This is a genomic window from Rossellomorea sp. NS-SX7, assembly GCF_052828565.1.
Genome location: NZ_CM128249.1, coordinates 2,823,415 through 2,849,967, shown reverse-complemented (window position 1 = coordinate 2,849,967; position 26,553 = coordinate 2,823,415). Strand labels below are relative to the sequence as shown.

22 protein-coding genes and 1 riboswitch are annotated in these 26,553 nt (G+C 43.3%); of the genes, 20 read left to right on the top strand and 2 right to left on the bottom strand.

The genetic code is table 11. The features are described from left to right. The first annotated feature begins 125 nt into the window (after positions 1-125). From polX to ACUXV2_RS14275, 3 genes are all read left to right on the top strand, one after another. On the top strand, positions 126-1,838 hold the full coding sequence (gene polX, locus ACUXV2_RS14285) for a DNA polymerase/3'-5' exonuclease PolX (protein ID WP_446243852.1): 1,713 nt from the start codon (positions 126-128) through the stop codon (positions 1,836-1,838). 154 nt (positions 1,839-1,992) lie between these two features. Beyond that, entirely contained in the window at positions 1,993-4,356 is a 2,364-nt protein-coding gene (locus ACUXV2_RS14280; RefSeq protein WP_446243851.1) for an endonuclease MutS2, read from the top strand. Positions 4,357-4,373: 17 nt separating this feature from the next. Then, positions 4,374-4,781, top strand: a complete 408-nt coding sequence (locus tag ACUXV2_RS14275) for a DUF350 domain-containing protein (protein ID WP_446243850.1) — start codon at positions 4,374-4,376, stop codon at positions 4,779-4,781. Positions 4,782-4,990: 209 nt separating this feature from the next. On the opposite strand, the gene ACUXV2_RS14270 is transcribed toward ACUXV2_RS14275, so the two are convergent. Next, positions 4,991-6,340: a glucoamylase family protein gene (locus ACUXV2_RS14270; protein ID WP_446243849.1), complete on the bottom strand. Its 1,350-nt coding sequence runs from the start codon at positions 6,338-6,340 to the stop codon at positions 4,991-4,993. Positions 6,341-6,692: 352 nt separating this feature from the next. Here ACUXV2_RS14270 and ACUXV2_RS14265 point away from each other — a divergent pair, with 352 nt between their 5' ends. The 16 genes from ACUXV2_RS14265 (at position 6,693) to ACUXV2_RS14190 (ending at position 25,090) form a co-directional block, all read left to right on the top strand. Further along, on the top strand, positions 6,693-8,387 hold the full coding sequence (locus ACUXV2_RS14265; RefSeq protein WP_446243848.1) for an AMP-binding protein: 1,695 nt from the start codon (positions 6,693-6,695) through the stop codon (positions 8,385-8,387). 147 nt (positions 8,388-8,534) lie between these two features. Then, positions 8,535-9,122 carry a TetR/AcrR family transcriptional regulator gene (locus ACUXV2_RS14260; protein WP_446243847.1) on the top strand — a complete coding sequence of 196 codons (588 nt, stop codon included), beginning with the start codon at positions 8,535-8,537 and terminating at the stop codon, positions 9,120-9,122. Positions 9,123-9,143: 21 nt separating this feature from the next. Beyond that, the gene (locus ACUXV2_RS14255; RefSeq protein WP_446243846.1) at positions 9,144-9,914 is read left to right on the top strand and encodes an enoyl-CoA hydratase; all 771 of its coding nucleotides are present in this window, start codon (positions 9,144-9,146) and stop codon (positions 9,912-9,914) included. A gap of 143 nt (positions 9,915-10,057) precedes the next feature. Further along, positions 10,058-10,831, top strand: a complete 774-nt coding sequence (locus ACUXV2_RS14250; protein ID WP_446243845.1) for an electron transfer flavoprotein subunit beta/FixA family protein — start codon at positions 10,058-10,060, stop codon at positions 10,829-10,831. 65 nt (positions 10,832-10,896) lie between these two features. After that, a complete protein-coding gene (locus ACUXV2_RS14245; protein WP_446243844.1) occupies positions 10,897-11,877 on the top strand; it encodes an electron transfer flavoprotein subunit alpha/FixB family protein in 981 nt (326 codons plus the stop codon). Between the two features lie 207 nt (positions 11,878-12,084). Beyond that, complete coding sequence (gene trxA, locus ACUXV2_RS14240; RefSeq protein WP_446243843.1) at positions 12,085-12,399, top strand: thioredoxin; 315 nt, start codon at positions 12,085-12,087, stop codon at positions 12,397-12,399. Positions 12,400-12,611: 212 nt separating this feature from the next. Next, a complete protein-coding gene (locus tag ACUXV2_RS14235; RefSeq protein ID WP_446243842.1) occupies positions 12,612-13,796 on the top strand; it encodes a hypothetical protein in 1,185 nt (394 codons plus the stop codon). A 121-nt stretch (positions 13,797-13,917) separates the two neighbouring features. Next, positions 13,918-14,865 (top strand): NAD-dependent epimerase/dehydratase family protein, encoded by a 948-nt coding sequence (locus ACUXV2_RS14230; protein WP_446243841.1) that lies wholly within the window; start codon positions 13,918-13,920, stop codon positions 14,863-14,865. Further along, on the top strand, positions 14,849-15,787 hold the full coding sequence (locus tag ACUXV2_RS14225; RefSeq protein WP_446243840.1) for a lysylphosphatidylglycerol synthase transmembrane domain-containing protein: 939 nt from the start codon (positions 14,849-14,851) through the stop codon (positions 15,785-15,787). The genes ACUXV2_RS14230 and ACUXV2_RS14225 overlap by 17 nt, the downstream gene beginning before the upstream one ends. After that, complete coding sequence (locus tag ACUXV2_RS14220) at positions 15,771-17,234, top strand: alkaline phosphatase family protein (protein WP_446243839.1); 1,464 nt, start codon at positions 15,771-15,773, stop codon at positions 17,232-17,234. Before ACUXV2_RS14225 ends, ACUXV2_RS14220 begins: the two co-directional genes overlap by 17 nt. Then, positions 17,227-17,985, top strand: a complete 759-nt coding sequence (locus ACUXV2_RS14215) for a glycosyltransferase family 2 protein (RefSeq protein WP_446243838.1) — start codon at positions 17,227-17,229, stop codon at positions 17,983-17,985. Before ACUXV2_RS14220 ends, ACUXV2_RS14215 begins: the two co-directional genes overlap by 8 nt. A 61-nt stretch (positions 17,986-18,046) precedes the next feature. Further along, entirely contained in the window at positions 18,047-18,796 is a 750-nt protein-coding gene (locus ACUXV2_RS14210) for a hypothetical protein (RefSeq protein ID WP_446243837.1), read from the top strand. 24 nt (positions 18,797-18,820) lie between these two features. Continuing rightward, the gene (locus ACUXV2_RS14205; protein ID WP_446243836.1) at positions 18,821-19,804 is read left to right on the top strand and encodes an FTR1 family iron permease; all 984 of its coding nucleotides are present in this window, start codon (positions 18,821-18,823) and stop codon (positions 19,802-19,804) included. 119 nt (positions 19,805-19,923) lie between these two features. Beyond that, positions 19,924-21,408 (top strand): hypothetical protein, encoded by a 1,485-nt coding sequence (locus ACUXV2_RS14200; protein ID WP_446243835.1) that lies wholly within the window; start codon positions 19,924-19,926, stop codon positions 21,406-21,408. After that, entirely contained in the window at positions 21,405-23,177 is a 1,773-nt protein-coding gene (gene uvrC, locus ACUXV2_RS14195) for an excinuclease ABC subunit UvrC (protein ID WP_446243834.1), read from the top strand. Before ACUXV2_RS14200 ends, uvrC begins: the two co-directional genes overlap by 4 nt. A 299-nt stretch (positions 23,178-23,476) precedes the next feature. Next, positions 23,477-23,655, top strand: a riboswitch (Lysine riboswitch). A gap of 196 nt (positions 23,656-23,851) precedes the next feature. Next, positions 23,852-25,090, top strand: a complete 1,239-nt coding sequence (locus ACUXV2_RS14190; RefSeq protein ID WP_446243833.1) for an aspartate kinase — start codon at positions 23,852-23,854, stop codon at positions 25,088-25,090. A 69-nt stretch (positions 25,091-25,159) separates the two neighbouring features. On the opposite strand, the gene ACUXV2_RS14185 is transcribed toward ACUXV2_RS14190, so the two are convergent. Next, complete coding sequence (locus tag ACUXV2_RS14185; protein ID WP_446243832.1) at positions 25,160-25,597, bottom strand: YslB family protein; 438 nt, start codon at positions 25,595-25,597, stop codon at positions 25,160-25,162. Between the two features lie 347 nt (positions 25,598-25,944). Here ACUXV2_RS14185 and ACUXV2_RS14180 point away from each other — a divergent pair, with 347 nt between their 5' ends. Continuing rightward, positions 25,945-26,553, top strand: coding sequence for a succinate dehydrogenase cytochrome b558 subunit (locus tag ACUXV2_RS14180; RefSeq protein ID WP_446243831.1), 609 nt, complete (start codon positions 25,945-25,947; stop codon positions 26,551-26,553).

The following is a 26,553-nucleotide window of genomic DNA, read 5'->3' as shown; positions in this document are numbered from 1 at the left end:
GGAATAAGCCAAAAATCAAATGGATTCCGGGTGCATCGCTTTCTTTTTTTGGTGATTTTGCTACTATATAAGAAGAGAAGTATGACGGAATTATCTATTGATATAGAGAGAAGCAGGTGAATGGGATGAATAAGAAGGATATTATCAAGTTATTGGAAACGATTGCGATTTATATGGAACTTAAGGGTGAGAACTCTTTTAAAATATCGGCATACCGAAAAGCGGCACTTGCGCTCGAAAATGACGACCGTAGTCTGAGTGATATCAGTGATTTTACCAAACTGAGCGGAATCGGCAAAGGGACCGCAGGCGTCATCGAAGAATACATAAAAGATGGTTCGTCTTCTGTACTTGAGGAACTGAAGTCAGAAGTGCCGGAGGGATTGATCCCCCTTCTTCAGCTTCCGGGGCTCGGAGGCAAGAAGATTGCCAAGCTGTATAGTGAGCTGGGCGTGGAAGGCATTGAAGATTTAGAGGAAGCCTGCCGATCGGAGAAAGTCCAGGGACTTCCCGGGTTCGGCAAGAAGACAGAGGAGAAGATACTGGCTGCGATCGCTCAGGCCGGTAAACGTCCTGACCGTCTGCCTATAGCGTTCATGACCGGCATAGCTGAAGAAATCGAAGCTCATTTAGCCAATATCAAAGAAATCCGCACCTACTCAAGAGCGGGAAGTTTAAGAAGGATGCGGGAAACGATCAAAGATTTGGATTTCATCATTTCAACAGATGAACCGAAGAAGGTAAAGGACGCCTTATTAAAGCTGCCTAATATTGTTGAAACGATTGCAGCGGGTGAGACAAAGGTTTCTCTGACCCTTCAATACAAATGGGATGTCAGCATCGATTTCCGCATCGTAAAGCCAGAAGAGTTTGCGACTACGCTCCACCACTTCACAGGTTCTAAAGAGCATAATGTCCGGATGAGGCAGCTGGCAAAGGAACGCGGTGAGAAGATAAGTGAGTACGGCGTTGAAAACAGTGAAACCGGAGAGGTCAAAACATTCGACACCGAAGAAGAATTTTATGCTCACTTCAATCTTCCGTTCATTCCGCCTGAAGTAAGGGAAGACGGGAAGGAAGTCGACGATTTTCATCAGGACTTTGATTTGATCGAGCTTTCTCAAATTCAAGGTGATCTGCACATGCATACCACTTGGTCGGATGGGGCTTATTCAATAGAAGAAATGGTACAGGCTTGCATCGCCAAAGGCTATCAATATATGGCCATCACCGATCACTCCAAATACTTGCGTGTGGCAAATGGCTTGACCGATGAACGTTTTTTAAAACAAATAGAGGAAATCAAGAGTATCAATGAGAAATATGAAGAGATTGAGGTTTTATCCGGCATTGAAATGGATATTCTTCCAGACGGTTCCCTTGATTACAGTGATGACATCCTTGAAAAAGTCGATGTCGTCATCGCTTCCATTCATTCAAGTTTTTCACAATCACAGGAAAAAATCATGGAACGCCTGAAAAATGCACTCCAAAGTGCCCATGTCGATATCATCGCCCATCCGACGGGCAGAATCATCGGCCGGAGAGAAGGGTACGATGTAGACATGGATATGCTGATAGAGCTGGCGAAAGAAACGAATACGGCGCTGGAGCTGAATGCGAATCCCAATAGGCTCGATCTCTCTGCAGAAAATATACGGAAAGCCCAGGATAACGGGGTGAAACTTTTTATCAATACCGATGCACACAGCCATGAACATCTTGAGTTCATGAATATAGGTGTGGCTACAGCAAGAAAAGGCTGGATCAAGAAAGAGACCGTCATCAATACATGGGACAAAGAAGAATTATTGAACTTTTTGAATCGAAATAATTGATTGTGTTACAGGAACTGTTTTCATGAAGGCACTTTGGTGTGTCGAACGGGTATCAAACCGATGCTCCCTTCGACTAATCAACAGCCATGATGAATACGTCCTTCGTTAAAAGAGTTCATTTTATACACATATCTATAAAGGTGGAATAATGTCTGTGAATTCTAAAGTACTGAAAACATTGGAATTTGATAAAATAAAGGAATTGTTAAAAGAGTTTGCTGCATCTGCACTAGGACATGCAAGGGTTGCAGGCCTGGCCCCATCGATTGACTTTGATGAAATTACGGGCATGCATGAAGAAACAGATGAAGCGATGACCATCCTCCGATTAAAAGGCCACGCACCATTAGGGGGAATCTTTGATATCCGTCCCCATGTGAAGCGGGCCGGAATTGGCGGCATGCTGTCTCCAGGTGAATTTGTGCAGATAGGAAGTACGATCCGTGCGAGCAGGAAGCTAAAAACGTTTGTTGAGGAATTGGTGGATGATGACGTTTCCATCCCCCTTCTGGAGGCTAAGCTTGATACGGTGATACCGCTGCCTCATTTGGAAAAGGAGATTCGCAATGTCGTGGATGATAACGGTGAAATCCTTGACTCGGCAAGCGACACATTGCGTACGATCCGTACGCAGCTGCGTGCGAATGAAGGAAGGATCAGGGAAAAGCTCGAACGGATGATCCGTTCTTCAAATGCGTCCAAGATGTTATCCGACGCCATCATCACCATCCGTAATGACCGTTATGTCATCCCTGTAAAGCAGGAGTACAGGGGCCATTATGGAGGGATCATCCATGATCAGTCGTCTTCCGGCCAGACCCTCTTTATCGAACCTGAAGCGATTGTTCAACTAAATAATCAGCTTCGTGAGCTGCGGTTGAAAGAACAGAATGAGATTGAAAAAATCCTTCTTGCACTTTCTCAAAAAGTACAAGAATCAGGAGAAGAACTGCTTTTAATCGTAAGTGTCTTGTCAGATATCGATTTTATGTTCACAAAAGCTAAATTCGGCCAATCAATCAAGGGTTCGAAACCAATCATCAATAACGAAAGACGCATTAAATTAAATAAAGCCCGACACCCGTTATTGCCGATAGAGGAAGCAGTGGCCAATGATATCGAATTGGGCAATGAGTTTTCCTCCATCGTCATCACAGGTCCGAATACGGGAGGTAAAACGGTTACACTGAAAACGCTTGGCCTCACGAACATCATGGCACAGGCAGGCCTCCCGATCCCGGCGCTGGATGGATCAGAGGTGGGAATCTTCCGTTCCATCTATGCCGATATCGGGGATGAACAATCGATCGAACAAAGTTTAAGTACGTTCTCCTCCCATATGGTCAACATCGTCGAGATCTTAAATAAAGTGGACCATGAGAGCCTTGTCTTATTTGATGAGCTGGGAGCAGGTACAGACCCTCAGGAAGGTGCCGCACTCGCCATCTCCATCCTTGATGAAGTCCACGGCAAAGGGGCAAGAGTGGTGGCGACCACCCACTATCCTGAATTAAAAGCGTATGGCTACAACCGGGAAGGTGTTGTCAATGCAAGTGTAGAGTTTGACGTTGAAACATTGAGCCCGACATATAAACTGCTTCTGGGTGTTCCGGGAAGAAGTAACGCGTTCGACATTTCTAAACGCCTAGGCTTATCCGAAACTGTTATTCAGAGGGCCAAATCACATATCGGTACAGACAGTAAAGAAGTCGAAAACATGATCGCTTCCCTGGAAGAAAGCAGACGCCAGGGTGAAAAAGAAATGGAAGAAGCCCACGAGCTGTTAAAGCAAGCAGAAAAGATGCATAAAGACATGCAAAAGCAAATGATGGAATACTACGATAAGAAAGACCAAATGTTTGAAAAAGCTCAGCAAAAAGCCGAATCAGTCGTTGAAAAAGCAAAAGAAGAAGCAGAGCAGGTCATCAAAGACTTACGAAGAATGCAGAAGGAAAAATCGGCTCAGATCAAGGAGCACGAACTGATCGAAGCCAGAAAGCAGTTGGAGGAAGCAGCACCGTCCCTTCCTAAGTCATCCAGACAAAAGAGTAAGGCTGCACAGAGCGCGAAACGTGAGCTGCATCCGGGAGACGAGGTTAAGGTGCTGAGCTTTGACCAGAAAGGCCACATCGTTGAACGGGTGTCTGACAAAGAGTGGCAGGTTCAAATGGGCATCATGAAAATGAAAGTAAAAGAGTCTGACCTGGAATTCATTCAAACGCAGCAAAAGGTTGAAACGAAGCCGTTGGCTGTGGTTAAAGGAAAGGATTTCCACGTCAGTGTCGAGCTTGACTTAAGAGGGGAACGTTTCGATAATGCGATCTCCAGGGTCGAAAAGTATATCGATGATGCACTGCTTGCTGGTTATCCTCAAGTTTCGATCATCCATGGTAAGGGAACCGGGGCTTTGAGGCAGGGAGTACAGGAGTATTTAAGAAATCACCGTGCGGTAAAAGGGATTCGTTTTGGTGATGCAGGAGAAGGCGGAACAGGTGTCACGGTCGTGCAGTTTAAATAAGAAGAGGGAGCAGTGCAATGGAGAATTTTTGGGAGAATGAATACATTCAAACGGCAGGTAATTATAGTGTTGTCATACTATGTCTCATCCTTTTCTTAACTATATTTGAACTGGTCACTAAATATAAAAACTGGGAAGAAATCAAAAAAGGCAATCTGGCCGTTGCAATGGCTACCGGAGGGAAGATATTCGGGATTGCGAATATTTTCCGTTACTCCATTCAGCAGCATGAGACCATCCTTACAACAATCGGCTGGGGAGTCTTCGGTTTTTTCCTGCTGCTGATCGGCTATTTCATCTATGAATTTTTAACCCCCAAGTTCAAAATCGATGAAGAAATCGAAAAGGATAATCGTGCGGTCGGATTCATTTCACTCGTCATTTCAGTCGGGTTATCGTATGTCATCGGAGCAGGGATTTCTTAAGGAGAGGAATTATGGAAACATTAGCGAAGGTTTTACTCGTTTTATGTGCGGGATTCATCTTGGTCGGTGTCATTTATATGGTGTTTTTTGCATAGCAGGAAGACTGTCTCAGTGGATGAGGCAGTCTTTTTTAACTTCGTGAATCTCTTCAATTCAACCAAAAAAACAGCGCCAATACCCTAAAAGGATATCGGCACCTTTGATCTGACTTATTGAATGGAGAAAGCTTCCTTCTCCAGCAGTTCTTCAGGGTTCTTCCCGATCGGATCCTGATGGAAGTAATCACGGATCACACCATCTTTTAAATAATTTGCGATGGAAACCATGATCATCCCTTGATCGAGTGCAAGGTAGGCTTTCGCGATTTCGCCCGTTTCGACGTTGACGGAATCATAAAAGCCATATTTTCCGTAAGTGTCCATCTCTTTTAAGGCTTTTATGTTTTTGCGCACTTCGTCCGGAGCATAATCAAGAGCCAGGAAAGTCGCATGTGCTGTGACGGTTGATTTGTCACTATAGCCGGAAGTACCAAGCGGCGTAGCGGCAAATTCACTGTAGCCGTCTGGAGTTGCAGCTGGTGAGAAGCCCCATGCTTTGTATCCTTTGTCTTTGGCATACTGGATCTGAAGTTCGACGTGTCGCTGATTGTTCAGTCCCAGTGCACGCTTGCCAAGTTCTTTTTCTTTTAATACGATGCCCGGCATCAGTCCTTCGAACATACTGCCTCCCCAGCTTGGCACAAATTTCACGCCATTATATTCATAGTGTCCCTCGAAGACGGAGACTCCGTCATATTCGTCATATTCTCCCTGTGGAATTTGAGACTGCCAGTCCAGTTCTGCTGGAAGGGTGCGCTCCATTTTCCACCAATGCTCACTCGGAACATCGCCTTTACCGATTGAAATATAACTTGCCACGCGTGGTTCTGTGTAGAGAAGTCCATAATGGTGATCCGTCATTTTACCCTGCGCCACATCGTATCCCCCACGGAATTGACCGACTTCCGGATCATACAGGGTAGTATAATTCATATTCTCCACCAATTGGCTTGTTTGGTCATTCAGTTCTTCATATGCTTGTCCAACCACGATCAATCCTGCAGACAGCCATCCATTATCGACCTGGGAAATGAATTGGCCCCAGTCTTTTTTCAGTGAACCGTCTTCTGTATAGTACCAGTTATAAAATAAGCCATTCCATTTTTCCAGTGACTCTAAAGTATTCAGCGTAACTTGAATGCGTTCGACCGCTTCTTCTTTTGAAATGATCCCCATTTCCTGGGCAGATACAGTACTCATCATATACATACCGATGTTTGTAGGCGAAGTATGTTCCGCATTTTTTTTGCCTTCATCGGTGTAGCGTGTTTCATCAAACGTAAGTCCAGTTTCCGGATCGGTGTGATCCTCATAGTACGTATACGTTTTATTTGCAATCGCTTTCAATTCTGCGCGTAAAGCCATTTCCTGGCCAGCTGTCCCTTGTGCTGAAACAGCGGGAATATAAAGAAGGCTTGTGATCAGACAAAAAATAGTGAACAGACTGATTTTCTTTTTCAAACTCAAAACCCCTTTCAAAATTGGAATCGAAACGTTTCACCAACAGTGTAACATGTTTGTTTGCAAAAAAAAGCTGATTTCTAAATATTCGGTCATATGGTACAGGAACATATGCTTTAGTGGGTAATTAGGCAGGGGAGATGGCTGAAACGTGAGCCATGCATGTGGGAAAAGCCTTCAATCATATCTTTATAAAGAGAAAGCTTTTTAAAAACTTGTCTTAATAACTACTAAACGATGAAGTGGGAATTAAGTCGTGGTTGAAAGGTAATTCAAATTGTAACTGATGTCCCCTTATATTATAATGATGAAAAGAACTAAATTTTCTAAAAATTCTGGAGGAGGGATTACAATGACGAAACCTTGGCTTGCAGAGTACCCTGAAGAAATTCCCGGAGAGTTGACGTTGCCGGAGAAACCTTTGCACTCTTTTTTGACTGAGGCTGCAGGGCTTTACGGATCCAAATCGGCCATCCATTTCATGGGGAAAGAGCTGACGTATAGGGAAGTCTATGAATCTGCATTGAAGTTTGGCAATTACTTGAGAAAGCTGGGAATTGAACGGGGGGACCGGGTAGCGATCATGCTTCCGAATACACCTCAATCAGTCATTGCGTATTACGGCGTCCTTTATGCCGGGGGTGTGGTGGTGCAAACCAACCCGCTGTATACGGAAAGGGAAATAGAATATCAAATGAAGGATTCGGGTGCAAAAGCGATCCTCACGTTGGACATTCTTTACCCTAGAGTATCAAAAGTCATGAAGGAAACAGATCTTGAACATATTATTGTAACCGCTATCAAAGAGTATCTTCCATTCCCTAAAAATATGATTTACCCATTCATTCAAAAGAAGCAGTACGGAATCGTCGTAAAAGTGGAACCGTCCGAGCAGAATCATTTATTCCCGGACATCATGGCTTCCTCTCCATCTGAACCGATTCCGGGAGAGTTCGATTTTGAGAATGATATTGCCCTTCTGCAATACACGGGGGGAACAACAGGGTTTCCAAAAGGGGTCATGCTCACTCATAAAAATCTGGTGGCAAACGCAGCTATGTGTGATGCCTGGCTGTATAAGTGTAAAAAAGGTGAAGAGAAGATCCTCGGAATCCTTCCTTTCTTCCATGTATACGGGATGACAGCCGTGATGATCCTTTCAATCATGCAGGGATATAAAATGATCCTGCTGCCGAAATTCGATGTTGAAACGACACTGAAAACGATCCATAAGCAGAAGCCGACATTGTTTCCGGGAGCCCCGACGATTTACATCGGTATTTTGAATCATCCTGAACTGAAGAAGTATGATCTATCATCCATTGATTCATGCCTCAGCGGGAGTGCGCCGCTTCCAGTCGAAGTGCAGCAGAAATTTGAAGAAGTCACCGGCGGGAAACTGGTAGAAGGATACGGCTTAACTGAATCCTCTCCTGTCACCCACGCAAACTTTCTTTGGGATAAAGAAAGAATCAAAGGAAGTATCGGGCTGCCATGGCCGAGTACCGACAGTGCAGTATTCTCACTAGAAACAGGCGAACCGCTGCCTCCAAATGAAATTGGTGAGATTGCTGTCAAAGGACCGCAAGTGATGAAAGGTTATTGGAACCGTCCAGAAGAAACCGAGCAGACGTTAAAAGACGGCTGGCTGTTAACCGGAGATTTGGGCTACATGGATGAAAGAGGATATTTCTATGTGGTGGATCGTAAAAAAGATATGATCATAGCAGGAGGCTTCAATATCTATCCAAGGGAGATAGAAGAAGTGCTCTATGAACATCCGGCGATACAAGAAGTGGTCACAGCAGGAGTACCTGATGCATACAGGGGAGAAACGGTCAAGGCATATGTTGTGCTTAAAGAAGGGGAGACCCTCACAGAAAAAGAGCTGGATGAATTCTCACGTAAATATCTCGCCGCCTATAAAGTGCCGAGGATCTATGAATTCAGAAAAGAGCTCCCTAAAACAGCAGTAGGAAAAATCTTACGGAGAGCGCTTGTGGATGAAGAACGGAAAAAGATAGAAGAAGAACAGAAATTAAGCTAAAATCAATTTAGGGAATCTTCATTTAGATTCGCTCTCTTTTTTAATAAAATTGGACAAGGGTCTTTCTTGACAATTAAACACAAGCATTTTATTATGTAAATATGAATGACCATTCATTCATATTTTAATAAGGCAGGTCAACTATTTATGAAGCGAAATAAACCGAAATACAAACAAATCATTGATGCTGCCGTCGTTGTTATAGCCGAAAATGGATATCATCAGGCGCAAGTTTCGAAGATAGCCAAACAAGCCGGCGTCGCCGATGGCACCATTTACCTTTATTTCAAAAACAAGGAAGACATACTCATTTCATTATTCAGAGAGAAGATGTCCATCTTTGTTGAAAAAATTGAAGAAGTTATAGCAGGAAAACAGACGGTTTCAGAGAAGTTATATGTGATGGTTGAAAATCACTGCAAGCTTCTATCAGAAGATCATCATTTAGCGATTGTCACTCAGTTGGAGCTCCGCCAATCAAATAAGGATATCCGGGTAAAGATCAACGATGTGTTAAAAGGATATCTTCAATTGGTGGATAAAATCCTGATCAGCGGAATAGAGGCCGGTGAGCTTCCGAAAGATTTGGAGGTACGCCTTGCCCGTCAAATGATTTTCGGAACACTCGACGAAGTGGTGACAACCTGGGTTATGAATGATCAAAAATATGATATAGTGGCTCAAGTCCCTGCTATACACAAGCTATTACTTCATGGGTGTGGCGGCAGGAACTGATTACGTATAGGAGGATGACATATGGAAAATTTATCTTGGACACTAGAAGGAAAGGTAGCGCATGTTACCATACAGCGCCCGCCTGCGAATGCACTGGCAAGCGGTCTGATAAGAGAGATTGATGCCCTCCTTGATGAACTTGAAGGGAAACCGGAAGTCCGGGTCATCCTAATGAAAGGCGAAGGCCGTTTCTTCTCAGCCGGAGCAGATATTAAAGAATTCACGACGATTGAAACAGGAGAAGAATTCTCACAGCTCGCGAAAAAAGGACAGGATGTATTTGAGCGCATGGAAAACTTCCCTAAGCCTATCATCGCGGCCATTCACGGTGCTGCTTTGGGTGGCGGCCTGGAGCTTGCGATGGGCTGTCATATACGCCTTGTTAGTGAAAATGCCAAACTTGGCCTTCCTGAATTACAATTGGGACTTGTCCCTGGATTTGCAGGATCGCAGCGTTTGCCAAAGCTAGTCGGGAGGGCAAAAGCGGCAGAAATGCTTTTGACCAGCGAACCGATCAGTGGTACGGAAGCGGTTCAATGGGGACTTGCAAACAAAGCATACAGTGAAGATGAACTCTTTGCGAAAGCGGATGAAATGGCACAGAAAATAGCCAAGAAAAGCCCTGGAGCTATGAAAGCGGCAATCGAACTGTTGAGCTATACAAAAGATGACCGCTTCTATGAAGGCGTCATGAGGGAATCAGATCTTTTCGGAGATGTCTTTGTTTCGGATGACGCAAAAGAAGGCATTTCTGCTTTTATAGAAAAAAGAGAACCTGAATTTAAAGGGTAGTAAACATTCTACTAATATAGTAAAATCAAGATAAGGGCAGTGTGAAAACGTTATCATTTTTTCGCACTGCCCCTACAAAGGGGTTAAATTTTCAAAATCTTTTTAAGGGAAAGAATGTTTTAATTATTAGGAGGGACTTAGGAATGAACATCTATGTACTTTTGAAAAGAACGTTTGATACTGAGGAGAAAATTTCGATCCAAAACGGTCAAATCGCAGAAGATGGGGCTGAATTTATTATAAATCCGTACGATGAGTATGCGGTGGAAGAAGCGATCCAGGTTCGCGATGCCCATGGCGGGGAAGTGACAGTCGTGACTGTCGGCGGAGAAGAAAGTGAAAAGCAATTAAGAACAGCTTTGGCAATGGGAGCAGATAAAGCTGTATTGATCAATACAGAAGATGATCTTGATTATGGAGATCAATTCACAACGGCATCAGTTCTATCACAATACTTAAAAGATCAGGAAGTTGATTTAATCCTTGCTGGTAATGTGGCGATTGATGGCGGTTCAGGCCAGGTCGGCCCGCGTGTAGCAGAGCAATTGGATATCCCATACGTGACAACGATCACAAAACTGGAAATCGATGGTGAAACAGTGACGGTGACACGCGATGTCGAAGGTGACTCTGAAGTGATCGAAACTTCACTGCCTTTATTGGTGACTGCGCAGCAAGGATTGAATGAACCGCGTTACCCATCTCTGCCTGGAATCATGAAGGCTAAGAAAAAGCCTCTTGAAGAATTGGAACTTGATGATTTAGATCTGGATGAAGATGACGTGGAAGCGAAGACCAAAACGATTGAAATCTATCTGCCGCCTAAGAAGGAAGCAGGAAAGGTATTGGAAGGCGAGCTGGATGCACAGGTTTCAGAACTTGTACAGCTTCTTCGCAACGAAGCGAAAGTAGTATAATTTCGGATCGAAATCCTTAGAAACTTATCTAATCACAATCAACTAACACTCAGGGGGTATTTAACATGGCAAGAAAAGTATTGGTACTAGGAGAAGTCAGAGACGGTTCATTGCGTAACGTTTCTTTTGAAGCGGTAGCTGCAGGTAAAACCGTTGCAGAAGGCGGCGAAGTCATCGGTGTTTTAGCGGGCAAAGAAGTAAGCGCTTTAGGCCAGGAAATGATCCAGTATGGTGCAGATAAAGTGATTGTTGTTGAAAACGATAAGCTTGAACAATACACTTCTGATGGGTATGCGCAGGCATTGATGGCTGTCATCGAGCAGGAGAAACCGGAAGGAATCATCTTCGGTCACACTGCATTAGGAAAAGATTTGTCACCAAAGCTTGCCAGTAAGCTTAGCACGGGGCTGATCTCCGATGCGACGCACCTGGAGGAAGCGGGAGGAAACCTTGTTTTCACACGTCCTATCTACTCCGGTAAAGCATTTGAGAAGAAGATCGTCACTGACGGTTTGATCTTTGCTACAATCCGTCCAAACAATATTGAACCATTGGCAAAAGATGAGTCACGTACCGGCGATGTTTCCTCATTGTCTGTGGATGTGAAAGACTTACGTACAATCATTAAGGAAGTAGTACGCAAAGCAAGTGAAGGTGTAGACTTGTCTGAAGCGAAAGTCATCATTGCGGGCGGACGCGGAGTGAAAAGTGAAGACGGCTTTGAGCCGCTGAAAGAATTGGCAGACGTTCTTGGTGGAGCTGTAGGTGCATCACGCGGTGCCTGCGACGCGGATTACTGTGATTACTCTCTACAAATCGGACAGACTGGTAAGGTTGTCACTCCGGATTTATATATCGCGTGCGGAATTTCTGGAGCTATCCAGCATTTAGCGGGTATGTCTAACTCCAAAGTGATTGTTGCCATCAACAAAGATCCGGAAGCAAATATCTTCAATGTTGCTGATTACGGTATTGTCGGTGACCTTTTTGAAGTGGTTCCGATGCTGACAGAAGAATTCAAGAAGCTTAAAGTCGCTTCTTCATAATCAGTAAGTTTCAATAGTGAATGAACGGGTAAACAAATTATATTAGAATGAAATAAGGAAGTAGCCAATATGGTTACTCCTTATTTTTTTGAAGGCTTGAATAGAACGTTCACTGAAGGGTATATTACCAACGAGCAGATTTATAGCATAGCAATAAGTTCGGTGATATACTTACGTTAGATTTAATGAAATTAGGAGGCATATATAATGGCTATCACAAATGCTACTGATCAAAACTTTGTAAACGAAACAAACTCTGGGCTGGTATTGGCAGACTTCTGGGCACCTTGGTGTGGACCTTGTAAAATGATCGCTCCAGTATTAGAAGAGCTTGACAGCGAAATGGGAGACAAAGTAAAGATCGTCAAAGTTGACGTTGATGAAAACCAAGAAACTGCTGGTAAATACGGTGTAATGAGCATCCCGACACTAGTTGTCCTTAAAGACGGGGAAGTAGTGGATAAAGTAATCGGATTCCAGCCTAAAGAAGCTCTTGCTGAATTATTAACTAAACATGCTTAATGAGCATTGATTGAAAAGCCGAGGCTACATTCAGCCTCGGCTTTTTTTTATGGATGTAAATCGTTATATTGTCCTGTATTTGTTTTTGGTTTGAAGGCGTATGAAAGGTGATGTAAGCAGATACATTTATAAATAATCGTTGACTATGAGAATCGTTCTCGATATAATGTGAATGAAAATCATTATCAATTATTTGCTGGGGGTACATACATATGAGAAAGTCAGAATTAGCTAAAATCTTTGGAGCATTTCTTTTAACGGGTTCAGTATTGGCAGGATGTTCCAGTGCTTCAGACGAGCCGAAAGAAGAAAAGTCTGCTGAAGAAAGCAAGGAAAATTCAAATGAAGATCAAAAAGAAGAAGCTGCTCTGACATCGGAAACTCAGGTTAAAGCTTATTCAGATATGAAAGCAGAATTGGAGAAAATGAAAGAAGATCAAGAAGTCGATTGGGATAAAGTGAATGAAATCTACACTTCTGATTTACAATCACACGTAAATGAAGTGGATGGTGAATTTTCACAAGCGATTGAAGCCGCTATTTCAGGCGGACAGTCAGGGGATCTCGACAAAAACGTTGCACGCCAGATAATCGATAAAGTGACACAGTCTTATTTCTATCAAATGCAAAAAGGCCTTCAAGGGCAAGCGGCTGAAGATCTGAAAGCGGACAAAGGTGAGGATGCAGCAAAGAAAATGGATGAAGTAAAATACCTTGCTGAAAACGTCTTTATCCCAACTGCGGAAAAGCGTGACAGTTACTATGAGCTATCCGGAGAATCAAGCATGGTTGAAAACATCAAAAATGGTCTTTCTTTACAAGAAGAAGCGATCGCCAATTCAAATGCAGAAGATTTTTCAGTATACAAACAAGTGACGGATAAATCAATCTATCAAAGCTATTATATGGCTTCTAATTCCTACGGTGAGAAAATCAGCAAGGCAGTCGAAGAAGGGAATACAGAGGAACTTGCCATCATGCAGGCAGAAGGGTATGGATTCCTGCAGGCAATCAAAGGTTCCTTATCTGGTGGAGACGAAGCGGCTGCTGCCGAGCTGAATGACATTTTCTCTTTAGAGAATGACCCGGCAACAATCGATGCTGAAAAAGTAAACAGCCTTTACACGAAAGCCATTACAGGAAAAGTGAAAGGGTACCATGAGAAAGTGACGGAATCACTTGATAAAGGTGAAGTAGCTTCAGCGAAGGAACAGGCAATGGAAGGTAATATGTTCAGTAAAATGCTCGAAGTGAACATCAAGAACAAGCTTGGGGAAGAGAAATCCAAAGAGTTATTCGATCACTCACAAAAATGGTTCGAAGCCGTTTCTTCTGAAAAAGGTGACGAAGCAAAACAGCATAGTGAAGCTATTCTCGATATCCTGAATCAGCTTTAAGACAGATTGAACGGAGGCTGACCCTTTGCTTGGGGCCAGCCTCTATTTTTTGTGTATTCTTATTGTCTATTTCATTTCTATGCTAAACTATAGCTATTGTGTAAAAGCGAGTGTGATAAATGTGAAAATTGTACTGACAGGCGGAGCGGGGTTCATCGGTATGCATATGGCCGCCAGGCTGATGAAGGAAGGGCATAGAGTCATCATCATTGATTCCCTTCATACCTATTACCCAGAAAAAAGAAAGAGACATCATTTAAAGGTCATTAACTTTCCGCTGAAAGATTTCTATCAAATGGATCTATTGGATCGTGAATCAATCAAAGACCTCATGAAAGAAATAAATCCCGATGCGGTCATCCATCTGGCTGCTTTGCCAGGGGTCGCTTATTCAATTGAAGAGCCGCTGACATATGTGGATTATGATATTAAGGCAACAATCAATATATTGGAAGCATGCGGTGAAGCAGGGACAAACAGATTCCTCTTTGCTTCTTCCTCTTCCGTATACGGTGATAAACCCGGAGCCGCGTTAAAAGAGGAAGACGCGGATGGAAAGACCGTTTCCCCCTATGCAGCCTCTAAATGGAGTGCTGAAAGCTTCTGTCATATGTATGCAGGAATGTACGGTTTACACTTGAATATCATGAGGTTTTTCACTGTATACGGACCTTGGGGAAGGCCGGACATGGCCATTCCAAAGTTTATTAAGAAGTCCCTCACCGGGGAAACAATCTCCATATTTGGCGCCGACAGCGGGAGGGATTATACATTCATTGATGACATCGTGGAAGGGATATACTTGACGCTGCTTCATGGAAGGGGTGGGGAAACATATAACCTCGGCAGTGGACGTGAGGTGAAAATGCTCCGGTTATTGGATATTTTGAAGAGTTCTTTTCCCTCAATGAAACTGGATTTTACTGATTATCGTCTAGGCGATGTGTTATCCACTCATTCAGATATATCAAAAGCGAAGAATCACCTTGATTATTCTCCGAAAACGACCATTGAAGAGGGGTTGAAAAAAACAATCCAGTGGGCTGAGAACAATGAAGACTTTATATAAACTGATTAAATATTCAGTGGGAATCGGGATAGTAGGCTTCTTTATATGGTTCATAGCAACAGGATGGGATGGAGAACAATTCCTGGTCTTGATTGAAAGGCTGGCTGAGCACCCGGTGATCATTTTGACAGGGGTGGTGCTCTATGGCACTTCTTTCTATTTGAAAGGGTCAGCTATAAAGCTATTACTTCATGGTTCCATCCGGCTTTCCAGCGCGATGTTTGGTCTATGGTACAGTCTCGCTTTAAACCATCTATTACCCGTCAAAGCCGGGGACATCATCCGTTCCTACATATTCTTTGAGCGGGAAAATGTAAGTAAATCAGTGTCTGTTCAATCTGTCATCATTGTCCGGCTGATGGATATCATCAGCCTTTTCATCCTGGTTTCTTTAGGGATGTCCTCCACATTTCTCATAAAGTCACCCATGCTCATCGCCGTTGCTGGAATGGGCTGCTTCCTTGTTGTTGCGGCTGTTTTTCTATTAAAACGAGAGTTTCTCATGCAGCAATGGAACGTGCTGGTTTCCCTGTCAAAAGGAAGAACGCTCTTTTACTCTTTCTTTCTCGTATTTTTGAGCTGGGTCCTTGAAGCTGCTTTGCTTCTTTCTGTTTGTATAGCCGCTGCTGTCGATATTTCTATACTGGAGGCAATATGGGTGAACAGCTTGACCATTCTCGGACAAGTCTTTCAAATCACTCCTGGCGGTGTGGCAAATTATGAAACAATCATGGCTTTCGGACTGAACAGATATGATATTCCTTGGGAAGAAGGAATGCAGCTGGCCATTGTGACACATCTTATAAAATTCCTGTTCTCGTATGCGGCAGGTATTTATGCACTGATAAACTACCCAATTACCTTTAAAAAATTGAAGAAGCTAGTGAGAGAAAGGAGAGACTTCAATGAAAAGCGCATCTAAGTTTGAAAAATTTGCTGCCCGCTGCTGGAATTTATTGAATGAAGGCAAGCCGTTCACACCTATTTTCACAGTTGGGGCGATGCTTTTATTTCATATCGGGGACATTGCTTCACCGGCATTTTGGCTGAGTTTTCTGATTGGCCTGGCGGTTACACTGCCCCTATTTATCATATATTTCATCTATGACTTTCCTTTGTTTTTAAGGAATTATCTTTGGATCCCGGTCGTTGCCTTCTCTATTATCGGCTGGGAATGGAATCTGTCCTTGATGCTGTTTGCGGCAGGGTTGTATTTCTTCTTTACGATCCTGTTCTGGGGGACGTTATATTATCATCTCCGAATCGGTACGTCATGGTTAAATTTCACCCGATTCTGGAAGCTGGTGCTGAAAAACAGTGATTCAACGAGCGGAAATGCCCAGGAGCAGCTGCCTAAGTTCCTGCTGCTGCTGTCGATCTGGGAATATACGATTTCTCTTCAAAATACGGGGCAGCAGCTCCCTGTCATAAATATGTTCAGTTTTTACGCAGGGTTATTCCTATTTACTTATGTCCTTCACAGGTATTTGTTTGACTGGAAGCCCAAGATGTATGAGGATTATGCCGAGGAATCCCCGGAGGGCAGCGAAGATCAAACGGATAAAGTAGTTGTCATCGTGGTGGATGGTATGAGGAAGGAACGGTTTCAGGATGCAGACACACCTTTTCTTGATTCATTGAAAGCAGAAGGAACCGAATTCACCAATATGGAAACCGTCTATCCTGCAAGAACGGTCGTTTGCTTTTCTTCCATGTTCACAGGGACCTATCCTCATGAACATGGCATAACGTCCAATATGGTGTGGAAGCTCGGGATCAAAGTGGAAAGCATTTTTGATTCATTACGCAAGGCAGGCAAAAAAGGAAGGCTGCTCGGGGTCGCCCACCTCGTGGATTCCATGGGGGATGACGTTGAAACCTATACTGCCGTTATGCACAATGATAAGGCTGATCCCACCATTATGAAAAAAGCAAAACATATCATGAAAGAGCAGGATCCTGATTTGTTTATTGTACAAATGATCGGTACGGACCAGACCGGTCACAGCCGAGGTGTGTTATATGACGAATACTTGCAAAAGATAAAAGAAGCGGACCGTCTGATCGAGGATTTCGTCGGCTGGATGAAAGAAGAAGGAAAGATGGAAGATACAACGTTGATCATTTGTGCGGATCACGGCCAGGCGGATGGAATCGGAGGGCACGGGCACCTCGATGAAGGTGAACGATTCGTACCATTTATCATGCATGGCCCTACCATTCACAAGGGCCGTAAGGTAGAGGATAGACATAGCCTTGTTTCCATGGCAAGTACAATTGCGCATCTTCTTGGGGCTCCTTTTCCGAGTCATGCGCGCGGGCCCGTTTTGGAAGAAGCATTTATAAGAAAGGAAGAGCATCGTGAATAAGCAAAAAGTGATTGTTTTTTTGCCTGCTTACAACGAAGAGGAAACGATAGGGGATGTCATCCGTGACATTCCCAGGACGTTTCATCCCGATGTGACGGTTGAGGTATTGGTCATCAATGACGGATCGACTGACAGTACCGTCAACGTCGCAAAGGAAGCAGGTGCGGATTATATCGTACATATGGACAGGAACTCAGGTCTTGGGGCTGCTGTCAGAAGAGGATTGAAAGAATCGCTGAACCGGGGAGCTGATATCGGCGTCATGATTGATGCGGACGGGGAATATCCTGCAGATCAAATCCCTGATATCCTCCAGCCCATATTTAATAATAGAGCCGACTATACAATGGGTTCGAGATTCAAAGGCACGATTGACGGGATGAAAATACACCGCCGGCTAGGTAATTATTGCTTTACCCTATTACAATCCCTTTTGCTGAGAACGTGGATCTATGACGGCCAGTCCGGTATGAGGGCTTTTTCAAAACAAGTGATGGAGCATGCCGAAATCATCCATGATTACAATTATGCTCAAGTCGTTACCTTAAACATCATGCGAAAAGGATTCAGGATGAAGGAGGTCCCGATCACGTACAAGGTCCGGACCAAAGGACAATCATTCATCAAGTTCAAGGCCTATATGTTCAATGTCATTCCGGCCATTATCAAAGAGATGAAGAGACCGGTTGAAAAGGTGAAAGTGGAAGAAAACGTTCACAAAGTGTCACAATCAGGGGCTGAAAGCCTTTGATACTGTATTGACAATCATAATGATAATCATTATCATTGAATAGACAGGAGGATTTCCGTATATGAAAAAGAGTCTTTTTTTTGGTCTTACGTTGATATTTATTCTCAATTACATATTTATCCCATCGCAGGCTTCAGCCTACTCCTATGGAGATCCGGGAGAAGAAAAAATTGCAGAAGCCTATAAAGAGCTTGAAACAAATCTGGAAAATGACGATTGGGATAGCGCCAAAAAAATATATGATTCCTATGAAAAAGATTTTGACTTGTATTTCTCAAAAGTTAAACCTGACATAAATAAGGCTTTTGAAGAAAAGGATAAAGAACTGCTATTAAAGTGCTGGAGAGCTGCCTTGATGCTCAATATCGAAAGAAGGCTGCACTTTGCCCAGGAACAATTTGATGATTACGGTCAAGCCAAGCTACTCCTTGCCAAAGCGAGAGGAACGTATAACGTCCTTGAGCCTTACGTAGTGGAGGAAGAAAATCAGGAACGGGCAGACAAAATCTATGCGTCATTCGATACAGCATTGAAATCATTGGGAAATCCCGGTTTATTCGGAATCGGGAGTAAAGATAATGACCCTGAAGCATTCAATAAAGAAGTAGAATCCATTATTGATGAACTGCGTCCGTTGTTTCCGATTCCTTCAGAAGAAGCAGATCAAAGCCACTTGAACGAAGAAAACCTTGGGTTGCTGAATGGTTTAAGTGAAGGTGGGAGTTCAAGCTTCTGGCTGTTTTTCTCAATAGCACTTATTCTGCTGTTAATCGTTCTTATTGTTTTAAACAAACGTAAAAATAAAAAGTAATGAAGCAACAAAGGGGGAAGGAAGTTGGATTTTCAGGCATTTTTAATTACATTGAGAGAATGTTTAGAAGCGATTCTTATCGTTGGATTGATTATTTCATACCTGACAAGGCTAAACGCCGATCAGTATAAAAAATGGGTATATGTAGGGGTTGGCCTTGCTCTCGTGTCGAGCTTTCTCGTTGCGTTGTTATTCCAAGTGGTCCTTACCGGCTTCTCAAGTTTCGGAGCGGAGGTTTACCTGAAGGTCGGAATCATGTTTGCTTCGGTATTCCTGTTGACACATATGGTCGGCTGGATGAAGAAGCAGTCCAAAGGGATCAATACGGAAATGGAGAAAAAAATCAATGCCGCTCTGACCGCCGGAAGCGTATCGGCCATGATCATTCATTCTTATTTGATCGTTTTACGTGAAGGTGTCGAGACCGTGTTCTTCTTTGCGGCTATCAGCGGCGGGGATGTCACCAAAGTATTCACAAGCTATGGAGCTTTGAGCGGGCTGCTATTGGCACTGGTTCTCGGTTATGCTTTCTTCTCTGGTACGATGAAGTTCAAGCTGAAAACATTCTTCAATGTAACCGGAGTCCTGATCATGCTGATTGCTGCAGGGTTACTTGTTCAAGGAGTAGGGATACTCCAGGATCTTGGAAAAATGGGCTCCCTTTATACAACGGCAGAAGGCAAGCCGGCTGCTGTATATGATATTGTAGAAATCATGCCTGAGCATTATCAGGATGAGCTTCATTACGAACGTGATACCGGTGAGGAAGTCCTCATAAGCGGACAGGTTGGTCTGTTTATGGCAGCGATGTTCGGGTACAGCCATAATCCTACCATTGAACAGGTATTGGCTTACTGGTTCTACTTCGGATTTGTCTTCTTGTGGATATACCTGATCAGGACCGATAAGATCATCAATCCTTTTCGGAAATCCTCAGTTCCCGCGGGACCCGAACAACAGAAAAAAACGATAAAAAAATCCGATGATATGAAATCAATCAATGCTTGACCCCTTTAAACCAACTAATGATTGGAAACAATCCTTTGAAAGCCTTACAATAGGCTAAGAAGCTTGTTTCTGATCCAGTTGGTTTTTTATTTTTACTGGACAGTATAGGAGATAGTATCATGTTGAATGAGAAGCAATTTAGAAAATGGATGATCGCATCAGTCAGTGTGTTCCTGCTTTATTTTGTATTCAGGCTTTTACTGCTTCCTCCCTATGCATCCAGCTGGGATGAAGTCGATTATGCCTATGGGGTCCTGGACTTTGATGTTTTAAAAATGCAGCCTCATTTTCCAGGATACCCATTTTTTATTTTGGGGGGCATGCTGCTGCATTTCGTTATAGATGATCCCGTCCGTTCGCTACAAGCATTTAATACAATTTTATGGATCAGCTCCATCCTTCCGGTATACTGGCTTTTCCGTCAATATCTCGTTAAAGAAAAAGCGGTCATTGCCGCTGTATTATTATTTTCCCTTTCTTATCCGGGCATCATGCTGGTGCTTCCGATGAGTGAAGGGGCAGCAGTGTCCATTCTGTGGTGGTATCTATGGAGCCTTCATCGAGCGGTTTCACTTCGTACGAAAGATTCCGCCATCCTTCCCATTATCTTGTTTTCATTATTGATGGGGGTAAGGCTGTCTTATATTGGATTTGGAATAGGGCTTATCTATTTTTGGTATATATTCTGGAGGGAACACAAACAGATTTCTTTCAAGTTGAAGGCAATAAGCTTTCACCTTGTTCTGATTATCCTATCCCAAGGAATATGGGTTTCTGCTTTGGCTGCAAATACAGGAAGTCTTTCAACGCTGCTGCAAATTGCCTTCGGTTTTACCGGCGGCCACTTTACTGAATGGGGTGGTACTGCAGAGTCTGGTTCACCTATTGTTGAGAGACTGGGTACCTATATCATGACGAATATCCTTTGGAACGGCCTTTTTACCCAATCCCTTTTGATTATGATCATATCGGTACTGCTATTTTTACTGACGATAAAGAATCTGCGCTTCCTGCGATTGAAGAATCTGGATCCGGGCACAATTTTACTGCTGGTTTCTTTTTTCTCATATTTCTTCTGGGGCCTGTTTGCCCAAAATATAGATAAACCCAGACATATCCTGCCTTTGGCTGTACTGCTTGCCTTTTTCTTGATTACCGGCTGGATGAAAAAGATGACCAAAGCCATCGGAGGCTTATTGATTCTGTGGCTGTTCATTCATTTGGGGACAGGATTAAACATCCTGCATGAGTATCATGAAGAGCCTCCGGCAGTCTATCAGGCAGCCGACTACTTATCCGGGAAAAATGATGATTCGCCGATCATTGTCTATACTTGGGAAGAAACGAGGGTTTTCTCTTATTTAAATGCAGACTTTTCCCATAAACGTGTCTTAACTTACTCACAATTCCTGCAGGATACTAGACATACCGGGAAGGATATATATATAACGAATCAAGTTGTAAACGGATTTAAACAACAGGGAGCGGATATCGGCTCCAGGATCAAAGAAGTGAAATCATTTCACTCCCAGGAGATATTGGATCCCGTATACTCAACGATAAAAGTTTATAAGTGGGAAGATAAAAAGGGGGAGAGACCGTGAATCCTGTCATTACAAATAAATTGGCTTTGCTGCCCGATCAGCCGGGCTGCTACTTGATGAAAGACAGACAGGGCACGATTATTTACGTTGGAAAAGCAAAAGTATTAAAAAATCGTGTGCGTTCTTATTTTACAGGTTCACATGATGCCAAAACACAGAGGCTGGTAGGGGAAATAGAAGACTTTGAATATATTATGACTTCTTCGGACCTGGAAGCACTTGTGCTCGAGATGAATCTGATAAAAAAATATGATCCGAAATACAACGTGATGTTGAAAGACGACAAGAGCTACCCATTCATTAAGTTGACAAATGAACGACATCCCCGATTGATCACGACTCGTAAAGTGCAGCGGGGAAAAGGCAAGTATTTCGGACCCTACCCGAATGTAGGCGCGGCAAACGAGACGAAAAAGCTCCTGGATCGCCTTTATCCATTACGAAAATGCACAACCCTTCCTGACAGAGTCTGTCTATATTATCACATGGGACAATGCCTGGCCCCTTGTGTGAAAGAAGTAAGCAAGGATACGTACAGGGAAATGACCGATGAAATTGCCAGATTTTTAAACGGAGGATACAAAGAAATCAAGAAGGAATTATCCGAAAAGATGAAAGAAGCATCTGAAAACCTCGAGTTTGAGCGCGCCAAGGAATTCCGTGATCAAATCCTTCACATCGAAGCAACGATGGAAAAGCAGAAGATGACGATGACGGATTTTACCGACCGTGATGTGTTTGGTTTTGCAGTCGATAAAGGGTGGATGTGTGTACAGGTATTCTTTGTAAGACAGGGAAAACTCATTGAACGCGATGTTTCGCTGTTTCCCCTTTACAACGAACCGGAAGATGAATTTCTTACGTTCTTGGGCCAGTTCTATTCAAAAGCGAACCATTTCAAACCTCGGGAAATCTTCCTTCCTGAAGAAATCGATGAAGAGATGGCATCAAAATTACTTGAAGTCAAAATCACACAACCGAAGAGGGGAAAGAAAAAAGAGCTGGTGAAATTGGCTGAGAAAAATGCCAAACAGGCGCTTGATGAGAAATTCGCCTTGATTGAGCGGGACGAGGAGCGAACCATCAAAGCGATTGAAAGATTAGGGGAACAAATGGGGATTTATACGCCCTTCCGAATCGAAGCATTTGATAACTCGAACATACAGGGATCCGCTCCTGTCTCGGCCATGATTGTCTTCATAGACGGAAAGCCTGCAAAGAAAGAGTATCGAAAGTATAAAATAAAAACCGTCAAAGGACCGGATGATTATGAATCGATGCGGGAAGTGGTGAGGAGAAGATATTCAAGAGTATTGAAGGATGGTCTTCCTCTCCCTGATCTCATTATCATTGACGGCGGGAAAGGACAGATAGAAGCAGCCCGTGATGTGATTGAAAATGAACTGGGTCTTGATATACCCATCGGCGGCCTCGCGAAGGATGAAAAGCATCAGACATCCGAGCTGCTGTACGGGAATCCGCTGCAGATCGTCCCTCTTGAAAAACGGAGTCAGGAATTCTATCTGCTTCAGCGCATCCAGGACGAAGTCCACCGCTTTGCCATCACCTTCCACCGGCAGCTCCGCGGGAAAAGCGTCTTCCAGTCCATACTGGATGAAATCGATGGAATCGGACCCAAGCGGAAAAAGCAGCTTCTTAAACATTTTGGTTCCATGAAGAAAATGAAAGAAGCAACGGTTGAGGAATTTCAGGATATCGGGATTCCGGAAGGTGTAGCAAAAGTACTGCACGAGAAACTGCAGGAATAGCAGTGGAGATTTTCGCGGTTCACTGTACACGTTGAAATATTACCCTGCTCCAGCTTTTGATTGGAGTGCAGGACGAAGGTCTCATGCGGGAGAAGTGGCCAATGTGAGACCCCGCAGGCGAAGCCGAGGAGGCTCACGGGTCACCCGCGGAAAGCGAAGTCCTGCACGGAGATCAAAAGCGGTATTTGAAGGTATATAAACGAAAAAATTTAAACTGAAAAAATTCTGAAAAAACTCATTGCTTCCATTATTTTCGTGTGCTATAATTATCGATAATTTAAAACATTATCACTTTAAATAGTGGTGATAGAGGTGCGAACTTCAAGAGTACAGGCAAAGAGGAGTATGGGCTCCGTCGAGATGTCTGGAAAGGGGAGAGTCGCCGAAGTGGTATTAGGCTCATACTAATTCCGCTGGTTCTGCGTTTAAGAAATGCAGGATTGTCAAGATGAATCAATCTTGGAGAGCTATCTCACAATGCCGATGAACGATTAAGTATTTTTTACTCTAAGTTCATAAAGCAATGAGATATCCGTCTCATTGCTTTTTTTATTATTTGGCATGGGACTGCCGGCGTTAAAGTCATTCAGCAGGCAGCGGGATTTGCAGCAGTCAGATGATTCTCTTCAGAAAAAGATTTAATTTCTACACTCAAAGAGAAAGAAGGAGAAGCTGTGAGTATTATCGTTCAAAAATTCGGTGGAACTTCAGTAGGTTCTGTTGAAAAAATTCAAAATGTTGCGTCAAGGATTTTGGAGGAGAAGAATCGGGGAAATGATGTTGTGGTTGTCGTGTCCGCTATGGGTAAAACAACTGATACACTAGTCGGTTTAGCAAGGGAAATCACTTCTCACCCAAGTAAAAGAGAAATGGATATGCTTTTATCAACAGGCGAACAGGTGACAATTTCTCTATTGACGATGGCATTGCTCCAAGCCGGTCAGGAGGCCATTTCGTATACTGGATGGCAGGCCGGGATCGAGACAGAATCCGTTCATAGCAATGCACGTATCACCAATATCCATACCGAAAAAATGACAACACAGCTTCAAAGCGGAAAAGTCGTCATTGTAGCAGGATTCCAGGGGATGACACCATCCGGGGAAATCACGACCCTCGGACGAGGAGGTTCCGATACGACAGCGGTGGCCATCGCAGCTGCATTAAAAGCTGACCGGTGCGATATTTATACCGATGTCGACGGAGTTTATACGTCTGACCCGCGTTATATTGAAGGTGCGCGCAAACTGCCTTCCATTTCGTATGATGAAATGCTCGAACTCGCCAATCTGGGTGCAGGGGTCCTTCACCCGAGGGCTGTTGAATTTGCAAAAAATTATCAAATCCCATTAGAAGTCAGATCAAGTCTTGAAAAAGTGGAAGGTACGTATATTGAGGAGGAAGCAAGCATGGAACAGAATTTAGTGGTAAGAGGTGTCGCATTCGAAGATGAAATTGTACGGGTGACCGTCTTCGGACTCGGAAATGCCCTGACAGGCCTGTCTTCAGTGTTCACGACACTGGCCAAGAACCATTTGAACGTAGACATCATCATCCAAAGTCAGACAGACCGGAATACAACGAATCTATCATTTTCAATCAAGGAGCATGACCTCGATGAAGCGCTCGCTGTATTGGAAAAGAACCAGGGAGAACTGGGCTTCACTCATATCGAACATGAACGCGATCTTGCGAAGGTATCCATTGTCGGATCCGGGATGATTTCAAATCCGGGTGTGGCTGCTGAGATGTTCGAGGTCCTTGCCAAAAATGACATTGTAGTCAAAATGGTCAGTACGTCTGAAATCAAGGTGTCGGCCGTGGTCGATCAGGAAAATTTACAGAAAGCTGCCGGAGTCTTACATACGGCGTTCAAATTGGATGCCGTCCAAGTCGAAGAAGTGACACTGTAAGAAACAAACAAAGGGTTGACTCCTCAACAGAGTCAACCCTTTTCCCATTCATCTATTTCGTTCGTGCACCTATTCGACTTTATCTTTTTCATCCCAGCGGGCCGTGATCTTCACGGATTGATTTCGTTTATGTATTTCTTCAGCTGCTTCAGTGGTGCATTTCTTTTGGAGCTGGATTTGCTCTGCAAGAAAACCGGCTTCCAATTTAAATGTAACGTCCGACTTTAGTGATAATCGTCTTTCGACAAACGAACCGCGCAATTCAAAGGTCATTTCGTTTTTCTTTTGTTCGACAACCGTCAGTGTTCCCCAGCCTGCTTCATCAAAAAAGGATGAGCATTCATCCATTGATTGAAGGGGGAATTTTCTGGAGAGCTGCTTGCCTCCCCAATATAAGATCTCGGGAGTGTGTTTTCCTAAAATATCCGGAAGCAGGATATCCCTTATCATTTCGTAGCCAAAAATTGGAACGGTCGGTTCATAGATTTCTTCTTTTTTTTGTTCCAAGTAAATCCCCTCTTTCTATAAAACTATTATATACATGTAAAGAGGATTTATCATCCCAAACATCTAAAATGAAAGTTGGGATATTTTGGTGGTATAATGTTTTTGTTTAATAATGAGAATTTTCTAACTATTAAACGCGTATTTGGTCGGTTTTATTTGTTATCTTTATATTAAAAATATTTTAGCGATATTGTCGAATTTATGTATCCGTTTTCTTGACGCTTCCACTTCAGGGGAGTAAAATGAAACTTGTCACATAATTGTTACAACATAAAGTATGTATCGTAGTCTAATGAAAATGTTGATTAGAAAACGGCCTCATATTTTATGATTAAGGGGGGTAAATCATGGCTGGAAATCGAGAATTCAATTATCGCAGGCTTCATTCATTACTAGGTGTTATTCCAGTTGGATTATTTTTAACTCAACATTTAGTCGTGAACCATTTTGCAACAGGCGGGGAAGAATCATTCAATCAAGCGGCACATTTCATGGAAAGTCTGCCTTTCCGTTATTTCCTTGAGATCTTTATCATCTTCCTACCATTGTATTTCCATGCGATCTATGGAATCTACATTGCGTTCACATCTAAGAATAACGCCACTAAATACGGCTATTTCCGTAACTGGATGTTCCTGCTTCAGCGTGTCTCAGGGGTAATCACGTTTATCTTTGTGACATGGCATGTGTGGGAAACAAGGGTTGCTGCTGCATTCGGAGCAGAAGTGAACTTTCAAATGATGGAGAACATTTTATCTAATCCATTCATGCTTGTATTCTATGTTATTGGAGTACTTTCAACGATTTTCCACTTTGCCAATGGCTTATGGTCATTCTGTGTGAGCTGGGGAATCACCGTTTCGCCACGTTCTCAATTAATAGCTACATATGTAACGATCGGAATTTTTGTAGCGTTATCGGTTGTTGGTATGCGCGCAATCTTCGCATTTGTATAA

Bases quoted from the DNA above. Each gene is read 5' to 3' on its own strand.
- ACUXV2_RS14260 (WP_446243847.1), top strand. From the start codon at position 8,535: ATGAAGCGAAATAAACCGAAATACAAACAAATCATTGATGCTGCCGTC.
- ACUXV2_RS14235 (WP_446243842.1), top strand. From the start codon at position 12,612: ATGAGAAAGTCAGAATTAGCTAAAATCTTTGGAGCATTTCTTTTAACG.
- polX (WP_446243852.1), top strand. From the start codon at position 126: ATGAATAAGAAGGATATTATCAAGTTATTGGAAACGATTGCGATTTAT.
- ACUXV2_RS14275 (WP_446243850.1), top strand. From the start codon at position 4,374: ATGGAGAATTTTTGGGAGAATGAATACATTCAAACGGCAGGTAATTAT.
- ACUXV2_RS14180 (WP_446243831.1), top strand. From the start codon at position 25,945: ATGGCTGGAAATCGAGAATTCAATTATCGCAGGCTTCATTCATTACTA.
- ACUXV2_RS14250 (WP_446243845.1), top strand. From the start codon at position 10,058: ATGAACATCTATGTACTTTTGAAAAGAACGTTTGATACTGAGGAGAAA.
- ACUXV2_RS14245 (WP_446243844.1), top strand. From the start codon at position 10,897: ATGGCAAGAAAAGTATTGGTACTAGGAGAAGTCAGAGACGGTTCATTG.
- ACUXV2_RS14210 (WP_446243837.1), top strand. From the start codon at position 18,047: ATGAAAAAGAGTCTTTTTTTTGGTCTTACGTTGATATTTATTCTCAAT.
- ACUXV2_RS14200 (WP_446243835.1), top strand. From the start codon at position 19,924: ATGTTGAATGAGAAGCAATTTAGAAAATGGATGATCGCATCAGTCAGT.
- ACUXV2_RS14220 (WP_446243839.1), top strand. From the start codon at position 15,771: ATGAAAAGCGCATCTAAGTTTGAAAAATTTGCTGCCCGCTGCTGGAAT.
- ACUXV2_RS14225 (WP_446243840.1), top strand. From the start codon at position 14,849: ATGAAGACTTTATATAAACTGATTAAATATTCAGTGGGAATCGGGATA.
- ACUXV2_RS14265 (WP_446243848.1), top strand. From the start codon at position 6,693: ATGACGAAACCTTGGCTTGCAGAGTACCCTGAAGAAATTCCCGGAGAG.
- trxA (WP_446243843.1), top strand. From the start codon at position 12,085: ATGGCTATCACAAATGCTACTGATCAAAACTTTGTAAACGAAACAAAC.
- ACUXV2_RS14255 (WP_446243846.1), top strand. From the start codon at position 9,144: ATGGAAAATTTATCTTGGACACTAGAAGGAAAGGTAGCGCATGTTACC.